The 15,139-nt window shown below is 75.9% G+C and carries 13 protein-coding genes; 5 read left to right on the forward strand and 8 right to left on the reverse strand.

Annotated features, from left to right (window positions below; all coding sequences use genetic code 11):
• Positions 1-30 precede the first annotated feature (30 nt).
• Complete coding sequence (locus tag SM577_RS06025; RefSeq protein WP_302917519.1) at positions 31-534, reverse strand: DUF1990 family protein; 504 nt, start codon at positions 532-534, stop codon at positions 31-33.
• A 79-nt stretch (positions 535-613) separates the two neighbouring features.
• Positions 614-826 carry a hypothetical protein gene (locus tag SM577_RS06030; RefSeq protein WP_302917520.1) on the reverse strand — a complete coding sequence of 71 codons (213 nt, stop codon included), beginning with the start codon at positions 824-826 and terminating at the stop codon, positions 614-616.
• Positions 827-962: 136 nt separating this feature from the next.
• Between SM577_RS06030 and SM577_RS06035 the strand changes: the two genes are divergently transcribed.
• Positions 963-2,075 carry an ATP-dependent DNA ligase gene (locus tag SM577_RS06035; RefSeq protein ID WP_474586459.1) on the forward strand — a complete coding sequence of 371 codons (1,113 nt, stop codon included), beginning with the start codon at positions 963-965 and terminating at the stop codon, positions 2,073-2,075.
• Between the two features lie 54 nt (positions 2,076-2,129).
• Positions 2,130-3,692: an alpha/beta hydrolase gene (locus tag SM577_RS06040; protein ID WP_474586633.1), complete on the forward strand. Its 1,563-nt coding sequence runs from the start codon at positions 2,130-2,132 to the stop codon at positions 3,690-3,692.
• Here SM577_RS06040 and SM577_RS06045 read toward each other — a convergent pair.
• Positions 3,619-4,131, reverse strand: a complete 513-nt coding sequence (locus tag SM577_RS06045; RefSeq protein ID WP_474582808.1) for a potassium channel family protein — start codon at positions 4,129-4,131, stop codon at positions 3,619-3,621. The two genes, SM577_RS06040 and SM577_RS06045, sit on opposite strands and share 74 nt — an antisense overlap.
• Positions 4,132-4,205: 74 nt before the next feature.
• Here SM577_RS06045 and SM577_RS06050 point away from each other — a divergent pair, with 74 nt between their 5' ends.
• Together SM577_RS06050 and SM577_RS06055 are read left to right on the forward strand one after the other, a co-directional pair.
• Entirely contained in the window at positions 4,206-4,658 is a 453-nt protein-coding gene (locus SM577_RS06050; RefSeq protein ID WP_302917523.1) for a GNAT family N-acetyltransferase, read from the forward strand.
• A 299-nt stretch (positions 4,659-4,957) separates the two neighbouring features.
• Positions 4,958-5,491, forward strand: coding sequence for a hypothetical protein (locus SM577_RS06055; protein ID WP_474582809.1), 534 nt, complete (start codon positions 4,958-4,960; stop codon positions 5,489-5,491).
• Between the two features lie 228 nt (positions 5,492-5,719).
• Here the strand turns inward: SM577_RS06055 and SM577_RS06060 are convergent, their stop codons facing one another.
• The 4 genes from SM577_RS06060 to SM577_RS06075 all read right to left on the reverse strand — a co-directional run bounded on the left by SM577_RS06060 (position 5,720) and on the right by SM577_RS06075 (position 13,477).
• Complete coding sequence (locus SM577_RS06060; protein WP_302917525.1) at positions 5,720-6,451, reverse strand: ABC transporter ATP-binding protein; 732 nt, start codon at positions 6,449-6,451, stop codon at positions 5,720-5,722.
• A gap of 67 nt (positions 6,452-6,518) precedes the next feature.
• On the reverse strand, positions 6,519-7,517 hold the full coding sequence (locus SM577_RS06065; RefSeq protein WP_302917526.1) for an ATP-binding cassette domain-containing protein: 999 nt from the start codon (positions 7,515-7,517) through the stop codon (positions 6,519-6,521).
• A gap of 1 nt (position 7,518) precedes the next feature.
• Positions 7,519-10,227, reverse strand: coding sequence for an FtsX-like permease family protein (locus tag SM577_RS06070; RefSeq protein ID WP_474586460.1), 2,709 nt, complete (start codon positions 10,225-10,227; stop codon positions 7,519-7,521).
• Between the two features lie 43 nt (positions 10,228-10,270).
• Complete coding sequence (locus SM577_RS06075; protein WP_474586461.1) at positions 10,271-13,477, reverse strand: FtsX-like permease family protein; 3,207 nt, start codon at positions 13,475-13,477, stop codon at positions 10,271-10,273.
• Between the two features lie 237 nt (positions 13,478-13,714).
• Here SM577_RS06075 and SM577_RS06080 point away from each other — a divergent pair, with 237 nt between their 5' ends.
• Complete coding sequence (locus SM577_RS06080; RefSeq protein WP_474582812.1) at positions 13,715-14,008, forward strand: hypothetical protein; 294 nt, start codon at positions 13,715-13,717, stop codon at positions 14,006-14,008.
• A gap of 73 nt (positions 14,009-14,081) precedes the next feature.
• Here SM577_RS06080 and ligD read toward each other — a convergent pair whose 3' ends face one another.
• Positions 14,082-15,107 carry a non-homologous end-joining DNA ligase gene (ligD, locus tag SM577_RS06085; protein WP_302917530.1) on the reverse strand — a complete coding sequence of 342 codons (1,026 nt, stop codon included), beginning with the start codon at positions 15,105-15,107 and terminating at the stop codon, positions 14,082-14,084.
• Positions 15,108-15,139: the final 32 nt, after the last annotated feature.

Here is a 15,139-nt window from a genome sequence, read left to right on the forward strand (position 1 = left end):
ACCATGCCGCCGGCCGGCGCCGGCGCGGCGTCAGCGGCGGGCGCAGAGCCGGCGCAGCGTGCGCCCCAGCCACCAGGCGTACGCGTGCTGGAAGAGCCGGCCGGCCGGCCCGGCCGCGCGCATCAGGAACCCGCCGGGGCGGCTGAACGCCACCACCTCGAACCAGACCCGGCCGGCGGCGTCGCGGCTGACCACGAACGCCTCCTCGCCGCGCGCCGGGTGCCCGGGGAGCGTGCCGTAGCCGAAGCCGGCCCGGTCTCCGTCGTCGACGGCCCAGACCACCTGGCAGGGCGCGGCCAGCCGCAGCGCACCGACGCCCAGCCGGGAGACGACCCGCACCCCGGGCTCGGCGCGGGCGGCGTCGGTGTCCATCCGGATCCCGGCCGACCGGTGCAGGCGCCAGGAGAGCACTGCCGCGCCGGCGGCGGTGAAACAGCCGTCCGGCAGGCGGACCCGGTGCCGCACGTGCCGCCAGCCGTCCGGCAGCCGCCCGTCGCGGGTGGCGCCGACGTGCGGATAGGTCAGTGCCGGCACGCGCACCCCCAGGCTCGACGGATCACCGCCAGCGTACGGGCGGCCGGAGCCGACGCCCCGCCGGCCGGCCCGGCCCGGCTCAGGCCGCCTCGCGCAGGTCGGCCAGTTCCAGCGGAGTGCTCCGGCGCAGCAGCTCCTCCAGCTCGGCCACCGAACCCACCTCGCCGAGCACGTTCTTGCCGCCGCCGAACCGCCGCGGATAGCGGTGCACCAGCCGGTAGCGGTACCGGCCCCGGATCAGCTCGACGCTGACCCGCCAGCGACCGCAACACCCGCAGACCCACTCGGACACCCCGCGAAAGTAGCTCTGACCTGCGGTTATCTGATCCGGTCGGCGGGGCGCAAGCGGGACGACGCGGGACACGCCACCCGGGTGCCGGCGGTGATCCGCCTCACCGTTGTCGGTGCCGTCTGGTTGACTGGTCGCCGTGGAGCTGCCGATCAATCCGCCGGTCGAGCCGATGCTGGCCAAGAGCGTCGCGAAGATCCCCACCGCCGCCGGGATGACCTACGAACCGAAGTGGGACGGCTTCCGGTGCATCGTCTTCCGCGACGGCGACGAGGTCGAGCTGGCCAGCCGGGGCGGCAAGACGATGACCCGCTACTTCCCCGAGGTGGTCGAGCAGGCCCGGCGGCAACTGCCCGAGCGGTGCGCGGTCGACGGCGAGCTGATCGTGATCCGCCGCGACGGGCCGGGCGGCCAGCCCCGGCTCGACTTCGAGCTGCTGGCCCAGCGCATCCACCCGGCCGCCTCCCGGGTGAAGCTGCTCGCCGAGACCACCCCGGCCGACTTCGTCGCGTTCGACCTGCTGGCGCTCGGCGACGAAAGGCTGCTCGACGCGCCCTACCCGCAGCGGCGGGCCCGATTGGAGGCCGCGCTGGCCGGGGTGCGCCCGCCGGTGCACGTCACCCAGATCACCACCGACCCGGAGACCGCGCACCGCTGGTTCGACGTCTTCGAGGGCGCCGGCCTGGACGGGCTGATCGCCAAGCCGGCCGACCTGCCGTACGAGCCGGGCAAGCGGCTGATGTTCAAGGTCAAGCACGCCCGCACGGCCGACGTGGTGGTGGCGGGTTTCCGCTGGCACAAGTCCGGCCCGGTGGTGGGTTCGCTGCTGCTCGGCCTCTACGACGACGCCGGCGTGCTGCACCACGTCGGGGTGTGCGCCTCGTTCACCATGGCCCGCCGGGCCGAGTTGCTCGACGAGCTGGCGCCCTACCGGGACGCCGGTGCCGAGCACCCGTGGGTGCACGGCGACCACGAGCGGGGCCAGCGGATCCCGGGCGGGGTCAGCCGGTGGACCGGCACCAAGAACCTGGAGTGGGAGCCGCTGCGTCCCGACCTGGTGGTCGAGGTCGGCTACGACGCCATGGAGGGCGACCGGTTCCGGCACACCGCCCAGTTCGTCCGCTGGCGGCCCGACCGCGACCCGCGCTCCTGCGGCTACGACCAGCTCGACCGCCCGGTCCGGTTCGACGTGGACCAGGTGCTGCGCGGTGACCCCGCGGCGACCGTCGGGTCCGCCGCCGGTCCGGCGTAGCCTGGCCGTCGACCCGATCACGGAGGCTCGCTCGTGACCCGCACTTCCGACCGGATCCGCCGGTTCCGGCTCACCCTGGCCGGGCTGGCCGGCGCCGCGCTGGTCGCCGCCGGCTGCACCCTCCCGGCGCTCGCGCCGCGGACGGACACCGACGGCGAGGCGGCCGCGCCGGGCACCGCGCCGACCTGGCGGGCCTGCCCGGAGGTGGCCGAGGAGCTGGTCGGGCGGGGCGCGCCGGGCATGCGCTACGAGTGCGCCCGGATCGCGGTGCCGCGCAACTGGGGCACCGGCACCGGGGCCACCGCCGGGCCGGGCGTCGGCGAGACCTTCGAGATCGCGCTGCTGCGGGCCCGCTCCACCAAGCAGCGCGACCGGATCGGCTCGCTGGTGGTCAACCCGGGCGGCCCCGGCGGATCCGGCGTGGACACCGCCGTCTACCTCTCCTTCGGCCCGGCGTTCGGCGGCCTGCCGGCCTCGGTGACCGACCGCTTCGACATCGTCGGCTTCGACCCGCGCGGGGTGTCCCGGTCCAGCCCGGTGAAGTGCATCTCCGACGCCGACCTGGACGCCAGCTTCGGCTACGACCCGGACCCGGCGAGCCAGGCGGCGTTCGACGGGTTCGTCGCGCTCAGCCAGCGGATCGGGCGGGGCTGCGGAGAGCGCTACGGCGACCAGTTGCCGCTCTACGGCACCGAGCAGGCCGCCCGGGACATGGACGCGGTGCGCGCCGCCGTCGGCGACGACAGGCTCACCTACCTCGGCTACTCCTACGGCACCCTGCTCGGCGCCACCTACGCCCAGCTCTACCCGCAGCGGGTGCGCGCCCTGGTGCTCGACGGCGCGGTCGACCCGAAGATGGGGCTGATCGCCGGCTCGGAGAGCCAGGCCAAGGGCTTCGAGCGGGCGTTCGACAACTTCACCCGGTGGTGCGCCGCCAACGCCGGCCGCTGCCCGATCGCGCCGGACGCCCGGGCCGCGGTCACCTCGGCGATCGACAAGGCACGGGTCTCGCCGGTGCGCGGCGCCGACGGGCGGGAGGCGACCCCCGGCTGGGTCTTCTACGCGGTCATCTCCTCGCTCTACACCGAGTCCGGGTGGCAGGAGCTGGCCCGGGCCGTCGACCGGCTGGAGGGCGGCGACCCGGAGCAGGTGTTCCGCCTCGCCGACGCGTACGCCGGCCGCGAGGAGGACGGGCACTACTCCAACCTGTTCGACGCCAACCTGGCGGTGAACTGCGCCGACGAGGAGGAGAAGCCGAGCCGGGAGCGGATCCGCCAGTTGCAGTCGCAGTGGCGGGAGAAGTACCCGCTGTTCGGTCCGGCGCTCGCCGTCGGCATGCTCTCCTGCACCGAGTGGCCCGGTGGCCGCGACCCGTACCCGACCGGCCGGGCCGAGGGGGCGCCGCCGATCGTGGTGGTCGGCACCACCGGCGACCCGGCGACCCCCTACGAGCAGACCGCCGCGCTCGCCACGATGCTCGGGGTGGGCCGGGTGCTGACCTGGGAGGGCGAGGGGCACACCGCCTATCCGCAGACCACCTGCATCACCGCCGCCGTCGACGCCTACCTGATCGACCTGACCGTTCCCAGGCCGGGGCTGCGCTGCCCGGCCCGCTGACCGGGCGCTCCGCCGGCAGGTCCGGCAGCTCGATGCCGTGCCGGGTGGCGAGCTCCTCCAGCAGCGCCCGCATCCGGCGTACGTCGGCCTTGAGCTGCTCCTGCTCCTCGTGCTCGAAGGCGTCGTCGTCGACGATCAGCCGGCTGGCGAAGTGCGCGGTGATCAGTGGGATGACCAGCAGGACCATGGTGGAGATGAGCAGCGCGGCCAGGGTACGGCCGGCCCAGCTGGTGGGTGAGATGTCGCCGTACCCGACGGTGGAGGCGGTCACCACCGCCCACCAGACCGCGTCGGCCGGGGTGCGGTTCTCCACCTCGCCGTAGATGACGCCGGCCACCACGATCATCAGCAGATACGAGGTGATCAGCGTCCGGGGCGAGTTGGCGAACCAGACCAGCCCCCGGTAGATCAACCGGAACGGCAGCAGCAGGGCGTCCATGTCGCACCATGCTGCCCGGTGGCGGCAACCGGTGCCCGCACATCGGCCGGGGTCGCTGTGCCAGGCTCACCGGCATGAGCGAAGTGATCTTCCGTGAGGCCGTCCGGGCCGATCTGCCCGCCATCGTCGCCCTGCTCGCCGACGACGTGCTCGGCAAGGCGCGCGACCACACCGAGGTGGACGCGGCGTACGAGAAGGCGTTCGCCGACATCACCGCCGATCCGCGCAACCAGCTGATCGTGGCCGACGCCGACGGCGAACTGCTCGGCTGCATGCAGCTGACCTACATTCCCGGCCTCGGTCGGCACGGCGCCGAACGGCAGCTCATCGAGTCGGTGCGGATCCGCTCGGACCGGCGTGGCCAGGGGCTCGGCCGGACGATGATGACCTGGGCGATCGACCAGGCGAAGCAGCGGGGCTGCGCGCTGGTGCAGCTCACCACTGACAAGACCCGCCACGACGCGCACCGCTTCTACCTGGGCCTCGGCTTCGTCGCCAGCCACGAGGGCATGAAGCTCCCGCTCTGACGGCTCCCCGGCGAGATCCGCGCGCCCCCGGCGGCGACCGCTCGCCGTCGCGGTAACCGGCCGAGGCGGCGCGGCGGGGTGACGCTCGCCGTCGCGCGGCCGCCGGCCCAGGCCGCGTGGAGACGGACGCTCGCCGTCGCGCGGCCGCCGGCCGAGGCGGCGTGCGGACCAGGCCGCCGCCGCGATCCGCCGGACCGCCCGCGCTCCCCCGCGTCGGGGAGCCGGTTCCCCCGGCGGCGGGGTGTCCGGCCCTCCTCGGCCGGCCAGGCTGGAACGGCCGCCGAGGAACGGAGACCGTCATGAGCAGCGCAACCGCCGTCGCCGCCGCCCCGTCACGCCACCCCCGCGACGGGCGACCGGCACCCCGGTGGGCGGTGCGGACCGCCCACCTGATCCCCCTGCTCACCCTCCCGTCCGGGCTGTGGCGCGTCGCGCTGGTGGCCGGCGTACCACTCGGCACGGTGGGCGTGGACGAGCCGATCCGGGGCTGGCTGGCCGCGTACATCGTGTCGCTGAGCCTGGTCTCCGAGGCGCTCGCGCTGCTCGCGATCGGGCTGGTCCGGCCGTGGGGCGAGGTCTTCCCGCGCTGGCTGCCGCTGGTCGGCGGCCGGCGGGTGCCACCGCCGTTCGCCGTCACCGCGGCCACCGCCGGCGCCGTCGCGCTCATCCTGATCTGGGGGTACGCCGCGGTCAACGTGGTGCTGGGCGACGGGACGGGCTTCACGCCGGCCGGCTGGGTGCTGATGCTCGCCTGCTACGCGCCGCTGCTGCTCTGGGGGCCGCTGCTGCTTGCCCTCACCGTGGCCTACCACCGGCGCCGCTGCCGGGACTGAGCCCCGGACCGGCCCGGGACCGGCAGCCGGAGCGGACCCGACGGTGTGGCCGGGACCGGAACCGGCCGGCACCGGAACCCGGCACCGGCGGCGCGACCGGGGCCGGGACCGTCCGGGAGCCGGTCCGAACGGGACCGGCGGCGCCACCGGGACCGGGACCGACCGGGAGCGGGACCGGACGGGAGCGGGGGCGGGTCCGCACCGGGGGCGGTGCGGATCCGCCGGGGCTCAGTCGTCGGCCAGGTGGCCGTCGCGCAGGGTGAGGACGCGGTCGGCCAGGTCGATCAGGGCCGGATCGTGCGTGGCGACCAGGGCGGTCATCCCCCGGGCGTGCACCACCGCGCGCAGCAGGTCCATGATGGACCGACCGGTCTCCGAGTCGAGCTGGCCGGTGGGCTCGTCGGCGATCAGCAGGTCCGGCTCGTTGGCCAGGGCCCGGGCCACCGCGACCCGCTGCTGCTGGCCGCCGGAGAGTTCGTACGGCCGCTGGGCCGCGTGCCCGCCGAGGCCGACCATCTCCAACAGCACGGCCACCCGCTCCTCCCGCTCCGCCGCCGGCACCCGGGCCAGCCGCAGCGGCACCCCGACGTTCTCGGCGGCGGAGAGGATCGGCACCAGCCCGAAGGTCTGGAAGACGAACCCGATGGTTCCCCGGCGCAGCTCCAGCAGCTCCCGCTCGCCGGCGCTGGTCACCTCGTGCCCGGCCACCACCACCCGGCCGGCGTTGGGCCGGTCCAGCCCGCCGACGAGGTTCAGCAGGGTGGTCTTGCCCGCCCCGGAGCGGCCCCGGACCGCGACCAGCTCGCCGCGGCCGGCCCGGAACGAGACGTCCCGCACGGCGTGCACGGCGTGCTCGCCGCGCCCGAAGGTCCGGCTGAGCCCTTCCACCCGGACCACCTCGTCGGTGGTCACCGCGCTCCCCCCGGCGGCCTGACCCTGCACCACGACGTCCTCGCTCATGCCGCCGCTCCGCTCCGCCGCGCGCCGCCACCCGGCCGCGTCGCGCCGAGTCCGATGATCCACTCGCTCATGCCCCCGCCTCCCGCTCGTTCCGGGCACGGTCGCCCGGGCGTACCTCCACGTGGTCCGGCTCCAGGTTGAGCCGGACCCGGTCGCGCAGCGACAGCGCCTCGACGAAGGGCGCCGGCAGCTGCATCCGGCCGGACCGGTCCAGCACCGCGTACTCCTCGGCGACCAGCTCGGTGTTGCCGTCGGCGCCGATCCGCGCGGTCCGGCGTACCTCCGAGGCGGTCCGGCCGTCGCGGATCGCGACGGTCCGGCGGACCTGCTCGGCCACGGCGTGGTCGTGGGTGACCACGACGATGGTCACGCCCAGCTCGGCGTTGATGGTCCGCAGCGCGGCGAAGACCTCGGCGCCGGTCGCCTCGTCCAGCTCGCCGGTCGGCTCGTCGGCGAAGAGCACCTCGGGGTCGTTGGCCACCGCCACCGCCACCGCGCAGCGCTGCTGCTCGCCACCGCTGAGCTGGCCGGGCCGGCGGTCGGCGCAGTAGCCGACGCCCACCATGTCGAGCAGCTCGCGGGCCCGCTGCCGGCGGGCCCGCCGGCCACCACCGCGCCCCGCCAACTGCATCGGCAGCTCGACGTTCTCCAGCGCGGTCAGGTACGGCAGCAGGTTGCGGCCGGTCTGCTGCCAGACGAACCCGACCATCTGCCGCCGGTAGCTCAGCCGCCGGCGGGCGGAGAGGTCGAGCAGGTCGTAGTCGCCGACCCGGGCGATGCCGGCGGTCGGGGTGTCCAGCCCGGAGAGGATGTTCAGCAGGGTGGACTTGCCGGAGCCGGACGCGCCCACGATCGCCACCAGCTCACCCCGGTCGATCACCAGGTCCAGGCCCTGCAGGGCGACCACCTCGACGCCCTCGGTCTTGAAGATGCGCACCAGGCCGTCGCAGACGATGTGCCCGCGCAGCCGGTGCTGGCCGCCGGCCCGCTGGGCCGCGCGCTCGGCGGCCCGCGCCTGGAGGGCGGCCAGGTCCGGCACCGTCGGAGTCTGGGCGGTAGCGGTCATCTCAACTCTCCTCTCCGAGCCGGAGCACCTCACCGAGGCGCAGCCGGCGGTTGTTCAGGGTCTCGACGGCGACCGCGAAGCCGAGCGCGACGGCCCCGAGCACGACGACCCCGGCGACCAGGCCGGGCTCGAACGTCACCGTGACCGGCGCGCCGCTGGTGAAGGCCGACAAACCGAGCAGGGGCGTGAGCAGCACCGGCAGCAGCGCCCCGACCAGCGCGCCGGTGAGCACCGACACGCCCACCAGAGGGGCCAGTTCCACCAGCAGCAATCCCCGCCACTGCCGGCGGGACAGCCCGAGGGTGCGCAGCCGGGAGAGCACCTGCCCCCGGGCCCGGGCGCCGGCCAGCACGCAGAACGCGATGGCGAGCAGACCGAGCACCGTGCCGCCGGCCGCGCCGGCGGCGAAGCCGAAGACCAGCACCCCGTTGGCCCCGCCCTCACCCACCTGGCGACGCACGTCCGCCCAGGTGAGCACCTCGACGCCGCGCGGGCGCTCCCGGCCGGTGACGGCACCGCCGGTCTGGTAGCGGCTCTGGCCCTCGTCGCCGACCCGGCGCAGCGCCTCGGCGTCCAGATCCTCCCCCGCGACCAGGAAGCCGGTCGGCACCGGGTCGTAGTCGCGGCGCGGCAGCGACTGCAACGGCAGGATGACGAACCGGTCGTTGGCGGGCCGGAGCAGCGGGAAGCTCTCCGCCCGCTCGGCCACCCGGAACTCGTACCGCTGGCCCTGCACGCTGACGAAGGCGGAGTCGGCCAGCCCGGCCTCGGCCAGGTCCTCGGCGACCAGCGGGGAGACCACGGCGGGTAGCGCGCCCGCCTGGCCGGCCGGGGCGAGCAGCGCCGCCGGCACCGGCACGTCGCGGCCGGCCGACCTGGTGAGCCGGTCCAGCGCCGGCCCGTCCACCAGCAGCACGGTCACCGTGCCCATCAGGGCCTCGGCGCCGAGCGCGTCCGCCGCCGGCCGCTGCGCCGGCTCGTCGAGCACCGGAGCGGCGACCCGCACGCCGGGCAGCCGCTCCAGTTCGGCGCCGGTGTCCGGGGCGAGCCGGTCGCCGCGGATCAGCGCGTCGCCGGGCACTGTCCGGCTGGCGGTCCGGTCTCGGCTGGCCTCGATGCCGGTGGCGACCACCGCGCAGAACGCCGCGGTGGCGATGGCCAGCACCACGACGACCAGCGGGGCGGCCACCACCGACCGGCCGGCCCGCGCGGTGCCCAGGAACGCCACGCTGCCCCGGGTCCGCGCGGCGAGCCGGCTGACCAGCCGCAACGGCCACGGGTACACGCGCAGTGCCAGCATCGCCGCGGCGACCGCGAGCAGCACCGGGACCGACACCAGCAACGGGTCGACGTCGCCGGGGGTCAACCCCCGGCGCACCAGCAGGACGGTGGCCAGCGCGGCCAGCAGCAGCACGAACACCTCGACGGTGAGCCGCCGGGCGGACGGGCGCACCCGGATCAGGTCGCGCCGACCCGGGCCGCCGACCGGGGCGACCAGCGTGGCCACCGGCAGCACGAGGGTGAGCAGCGCGGCCGCCGCGACGGCGAGCGGCCAGGTGCTGCCGGGCGGACCCGGGACGAGCGTGCCGAGCAGCCAGCCCGCCGCCGCGGCGGCCGGAATGACCAGCAGCGACTCCGCCAGGCTGCGCCGGGCCCCGGCGGTCGCGGAGCCGCCCCGCGCGCGCAGCAGGGTGAACTCCTCGCGCCGTCGCCGGGTGCTCAGCGCGGCGGCCAGCGTCACCAGCCCGGCCAGGGTGGCCAGCACCCCGGCCGCGATCACCGCGAGCAGGGTCCGGGCGGCGGTCAGCGCGGCGGCGAACTCCCGCAGCGGGAGGTCGAGCCCCTGCACGAGGGTCCGCCTCGGCGGCGTCTCCCGCTTCATCTGCTCGATGCTGTCGATCAGCTGGTCGAGCTTCCGGACGTCGATGCCGTCCGCGCCCATCCGGTAGCGCCAGCTGAACCGCAGCGGCACCCCGGCCAGCGCCTGGCCGTCCAGCCCGGCCGGGCTGACCAGTCCGACACCGATGAACGGCATGGCGTCGCCGGGTGGCTCCACCACCTCCAGGGCGGACGGCAGGTTGTCCCAGATCCCGTCGGACCGGTCGATCGGCTCGAACAACCCCACCACGGTCACCGGCAGCCGCGCCGACGTGTCGTCCGGCGCCCCGGTGGCCATCTGCAGCCGGCTGCCGACGCGCAGGTTGAGCCGCCGGGCGACGTCGGTGTTCAACGCCACCTGCAACGGCTCGCCGGCCGCCCACCGGTCCTCGGGCCAGCGGCCCTCGACCAGCGTCGCGGCCTCCTGCACGCCGGGCATCGTGCGCAGGGCCAGGTCGACGAGGAGGTTCTTCGCCGCCAGGTGTGGACCGGTCACCCGGTGCTGCTCGGACTCACCGGCGTACCAGCGCTGCGCCACCGCGCCCCGCACGGCCGGCGGCATGCCGGCCTGGAGCGTGTCCAACTCACGCTGGTAGGCCTCGACCAGCTTGGTCGCGCCGGGAGCGGCGGTGAGCGGCTCGGTGCTGTAGGTCAGGTCCCGCAACGCCGCCGGCTGGCCGGCCAGGTGTTCCCGCAGACCCTGCTCGGCGAGCCGGTTCACCACCCGGGGCACCCCGCTGACCAGCAGCGAGACGACCAGGGTCAACATCGCCAGCAGCAGGAACTGCCCGCCGTGCGCCCGGACCCGGCGGATGGCCGCGCCAATGCTCATCGCGCCGTCTCCCCACACTCGCTGGTCAGTCCGTTCCGCCCGGTCACCGCTCTCCCCCGATCCGCAACTGCGCCGCCGCCACCCGCTGCCGGATGCCGAGCGCGATGAACACGCTGAAGGCCAGCGCCGCCAGCAGCAGGCCGACCGCTGTCGCCCCGATCGGCGCCCAGTGCAGCGCGAACGCCGCCTCGGGCACCGGCCGGCCACCGGCCGGCGTGAGGATGACCAGCGGGGCCATGGTCGCGCCGACCGCCGCACCGAGCAGCAGGCCGACGCCCACGCCGATGCCGGCGAGGAAGGTCTGCTCGGCCAGCAGCGCCCGGGCCAGCAGCCGTGGGCTCGCGCCGAGGGTGTGCAGCACGGCGAACTCGGACAGTCGGTGTCGCGCGGTGGCCCAGACGTCCACCACCAGGCCAACCAGGGCGAGCAGCACGGAGCCGAGCGCGGCGGCGAGCAGCCCGGTGCGGGCGCCCTGCCAGTACGGGTCGTCGGCGGCCTCCGCGGCGACCGCGCGCCGGTCGAGGACGGTGGCGCCGGGCAGGTCGCCGGCGGCCCGGGCCGCCTCGTCGTGCCCGTCGCCGGTGGTCTTCACCCACCATTCCGGCACCGGCCGCACCGCGCCCTGCTCACGGATCAGCCAGTCCTTCGCCGCGGGCAGGTCGAGCAGCACCCCGGCGCCGGTGGCGGACGGCAGCGCGTCCACCTCGCCGACCAGGATGATCGGCACCGACACGCCGGAGAGCGCGAGGGTGTAGGTGTCCCCTTCGCGCAGGCTCAGCGCCTCCCGCACCGCCGGGGTCATCAGCGCCGGCACCGGGGGGTTGTCGTCGTCGGGCACGACGGCGAACCGGGACGGCGGCTGGAAGGCGAACCGGCCACCGTCGAGGTACTCGACCGCGTGCTCGGCGGTCACCCCGGTCGGCGTCACCGACGCGGGACCGCGGTCGCCCAGCAAGCCGCTGGTGGCCGCCCAGGTGCCGGCCAACTCCGCCGGGCGCGCCGTGCCGTCGGCCCCGACCAGCTTCAGGTCGTCGACCACCAGCCCGTACGCCCGGCCCGCCGCGTCGCCGCCGTCGGCCTCGAAGCCGGCCAGCCGGAGGGTGCCGCCCGTCTCCGGCAGCTCGACGGTGAACGCAACGGCCCGGCCGTCGCTGTCGCCGGTGGCCACCGGCAGCCGGAAGGCCAGCCCGTCATCCTGGCTCAGCAGGATCGACACGGCAATCTGGTGCGGGCGCACCGCCTTCTCGACGGGGGTGCTGACGGTCCCGGTCAGCGCGCGGGTGCCGGCGGGCAGCTCGACCCCGGCCGGGGCGGCCCGCCGGCTGACCAGCCGGTCGTACAGCGCCGGCGGCGGGACGTCGGCGAGCCGCTCGTCGAGCCGCATCACGTCGGCCGCGGCGGCCGCGTCCACGGCCACCACGGTCACCGGCAGGTCGTCCCGGCCGACGCGCACCTCGTCGCGCCAGGCCGGCAGCGTCCGGTCGGCGCCGGCCAGGGCGGCGACCTCCCCGGCGCGCTGACCGACGGCAGTGACCGGCACCCCGCCGGCCCGCTCGACCACCCGCAGGTCGGCGCCGACCGTGTGGTCGGCCTGGTCGAGGTGGGACCGCTCGCCGGTGGCGACCAGCGACCAGGCGAGGGTGCTGCCGCCGACGGCCAGGGCGAGCAGCAGCACCGGCCCGGCGTGCGGGCGGCGCCCGGCCTGCCACATGCCGAACATGGTCGCCGTCCACAACTTGCGGTCGATGAACCGTTCGGCGAACCGGGTGGCCGGCGGGAGCAGCCGCAACGCCACCACCGCGCCGGCCAGCACGCCGAGCGTCGGCGCGGCGACCAGCAGCGGGTCGAGCCCGAGCCGGCCGGCGGCGCCGGTCAGCGGCGAGGAGTACTGGCGCAGCTGCACCCAGGCCAGCAGGGCGAGCGCGACCAGCGCCAGGTCGAGACTGGCCCGCTGCACGGTGGCGGAGCGGGTGGGCCGGGACAGCGCCGCCATGTCGGCCACGTACGTGCCGGAGCCGCGCAGCGTCGGGGCGACCATGGCGACCAGGCACCCGGCGGCCGCGGCGGACGCCGCCGCCCAGACCAGGGTCCCGCCGCCGGCGGTGCTGCTCAGCTCGGCCGGGCCACCGGTGCCCACCAACCGCAGCGCCTCGCCGGCCAGCAGCGGCCCGAGCAGGGCCGCCGGCAGGACGACCATTGTCGCCTCGCGGGCGGCCAGGCCGGCCAGTTGCCGGCGGGCGGCACCCCGGGCGCGCAGCAGCGCGGTCTGGCCCCGCCGGTCCTCGTGCAGCAGCGCGGCGACCAGCACCAGCGCGTACCCGCCGAGGACCACGATCAGCAGCAGCGGGGTGGCCAGCGCGGACCGGCCCACCAGGTCGGCCCGGGCGATCCGGTCGATCAACCGCTCCATCGAGGTCACGGTGCGGGCGGAGGAACCGAGGCCGGCCGCCTCCGGCACCTCGGCCACCGCCTCGGTCATCGCCCGGCGCACTTCCGGCAGCCGGCCGACGCCGGCCGCGACGAGGTCCGGCTCGACCACCCAGGACGCCGAGACCGAACCCGGGAAGACCGCCTCGAAGTCGGCCCGGTCCAGCACGAACGGCCCGTACGAGGTGCCGGACTCGGCGACGCTGCCGGCACCGACCCCCGGAGCCAGCTGCCAGTACGGGTCGGTCGCGTCGCGCGGCCGCCAGGTGCCGGCGAGCACCACCTCGCTGGACCGCTCGCTGGCGCGGTCGCGCAGCGGCACCCGGGCGCCCGGGGTCAGCCCCAGCGCGCCGGCGACCTTCTCCGGCAGCGTCACCTGCGCCGGCACCGCCCCGGCGGTGGGCCAGGCGCCGGCGGTGAGGTCGGCGTGGGCGGGCAGGTCGTCCAACGTGGCGAGGTTGGCGAAGATCGGGTCGTCGTCGGTCCGGACCACCGAGCCGAGGTCGCCGGTGAGTTCCCGGCCGGTGCCGTAGCGGGCGCCGGTGACGGCCAGCGGGGCGCCGCCGAGGGCGGCGGTGAAGCCGTCCCGGATGGCCCGGTCGCGGGTGGCGTACTCGGCGACGTCCTTGCCGCCGGAGCCGGTCACCAGCAGGCTGCGCTCCTCCATCGACGCCCGGGCGAGCAGGGCCTGCTGCCCGGCCTCGACCGCCCGACGGCTGTAGTCGGAGAGCCCGGTGACCAACGCGACCGCGACCAGTGCCGCCACCACGGCGGCGGCCAGCAGGCCCCGTGCCGCCCGGGCCCGCCTCCACACCAGCTTCATCCGACGCCCTCCCCTGGCCCCCGTCGGGCCGACGAACAGCTAAAGCGGTGACGGGTGGGGAAAGGTTCGCGCCCGTTACTTGATCGTTACCCGGCGGTCCCCGGTCGCCCGCTCGCCCGGTCGCCGCGCGGTAGCCGGACCGGGGCTGTCGGAGCTGGGCGGATCCCGCCGGATCGGCGCCGCCGAGGATCGGGAGAGGGGGTCGGGCGTTGGTATCGGGCTGCTTGGATCGTCGGCATGGATACTCCCCTCACCGTCCTGCTGCTGGGCGTCGTCGCGCTGCTCATCGCGATCCTGGCCCGAACCCCGCAGCAGTCGCACCTGGCGTACCGGCTCGGCGAGATCGAGCGCCGGTTGCAGCTCGTCATGGACCACCTGGGCGTGCCGGATCCGAACCCGGTGCCGGCGGAGGTCCGGCAACACCTGGTCCGCGGCGACAAGATCAAGGCGATCGCCGCCTACCGGAAGCTCACCGGCGCCGACCTGCGCTCGGCCAAGGCGGCGGTCGAGAACTTCACCAACCCCCGCTGACCGCGTGACCGGCTGACCTGCGGCCGGTCGGGAGGCGGTGGGCCGGGCCGCCGACCGTCAGCCGGCCGGGAGATCAGCGGGGGCGGTCGCGGTCCTTGGAGGGTTGGACGCGCTTGGGTTCGCCGGGCATCTTGGGGTGGTCGGGCGGGTAGGGCAGGTCGCCCTGGCCGGCGGCGGCGTCCCGCTCGGCCCACTCCAGCAGCGGGGTGATGTCCCACGCCGCGTCGTCGATGCCGGCGTGCGGGTCGCCCCGCTCGGCCAGCCGGGCCGGCACGGTACGCAGGTCGAAGTCGTCCGGGTCGACGTCGGGCAGCTCGTCCCAGCCGACCGGGGTGGAGACGGTGGCCCGGGCGTTGGCCCGCAGCGAGTAGGCGCAGGCGATGGTGCGGTCGCGGGCCATCTGGTTGTAGTCGACGAAGACCCGGGTGCCGCGCTCCTCCTTCCACCACGCGGTGGTGACCAGCTCCGGCCGGCGGCGTTCCAGCTCGCGGGCCAGCGCGATGGTGGCCCGGCGCACCTCGACGAACGTCCAGCGCGGCTGGATCCGCAGGTAGACGTGCACGCCCCGGCCGCCGGAGGTCTTCGGCCAACCGGCGGCGCCCAGCTCGTCGAGGATGGCGCGCAGCTCACCCGCGGCGGTGGCGGCGTCGGCGAAGTCGGTGCCGGGCTGGGGGTCGAGATCGACGCGCAGCTCGTCGGGGCGGTCCACGTCGGCCGCGCGGACCGGCCACGGGTGGAGAACGACGGTGCCCATCTGCGCCGCCCAGGCCACGTGGGCCAGGTCGGCCGGGCAGAGCTCGGCCGCCTTGCGCCCGCTCGGGAAGCTGATCTCGGCGGTCGCCACCCACGGCGGCACGCCCCGGGTGGGCACCCGCTTCTGGAAGAACATCTCGCCCTCGATGCCCTCGGGGAAGCGCTGCAACGTGGTCGGGCGGTCGCGCAGGGCGCGCATGATCCCGTCGCCGACGCCGAGGTAGTAGTGGAAGACGTCCGCCTTGGTGAAGCCGCGCTGCGGGAAGATGACCCGGTCGGGACTGGTCAGCCGGACGGTGTGCCCGGCCACGTCGAACTCTTCCGCCGCTGCCTTCGTGCCACCCATTGCGCGACCATATGCCACCGGTGCGACGACCG

This window comes from Micromonospora desertarenae (assembly GCF_056150265.1).

Bases quoted from the DNA above. Each gene is read 5' to 3' on its own strand.
- SM577_RS06045 (WP_474582808.1), bottom strand. From the start codon at position 4,131: ATGGACGCCCTGCTGCTGCCGTTCCGGTTGATCTACCGGGGGCTGGTC.
- SM577_RS06050 (WP_302917523.1), top strand. From the start codon at position 4,206: ATGAGCGAAGTGATCTTCCGTGAGGCCGTCCGGGCCGATCTGCCCGCC.
- SM577_RS06055 (WP_474582809.1), top strand. From the start codon at position 4,958: ATGAGCAGCGCAACCGCCGTCGCCGCCGCCCCGTCACGCCACCCCCGC.
- SM577_RS06060 (WP_302917525.1), bottom strand. From the start codon at position 6,451: ATGAGCGAGGACGTCGTGGTGCAGGGTCAGGCCGCCGGGGGGAGCGCG.
- SM577_RS06065 (WP_302917526.1), bottom strand. From the start codon at position 7,517: ATGACCGCTACCGCCCAGACTCCGACGGTGCCGGACCTGGCCGCCCTC.
- SM577_RS06070 (WP_474586460.1), bottom strand. From the start codon at position 10,227: ATGAGCATTGGCGCGGCCATCCGCCGGGTCCGGGCGCACGGCGGGCAG.
- SM577_RS06075 (WP_474586461.1), bottom strand. From the start codon at position 13,477: ATGAAGCTGGTGTGGAGGCGGGCCCGGGCGGCACGGGGCCTGCTGGCC.
- SM577_RS06080 (WP_474582812.1), top strand. From the start codon at position 13,715: ATGGATACTCCCCTCACCGTCCTGCTGCTGGGCGTCGTCGCGCTGCTC.
- ligD (WP_302917530.1), bottom strand. From the start codon at position 15,107: ATGGGTGGCACGAAGGCAGCGGCGGAAGAGTTCGACGTGGCCGGGCAC.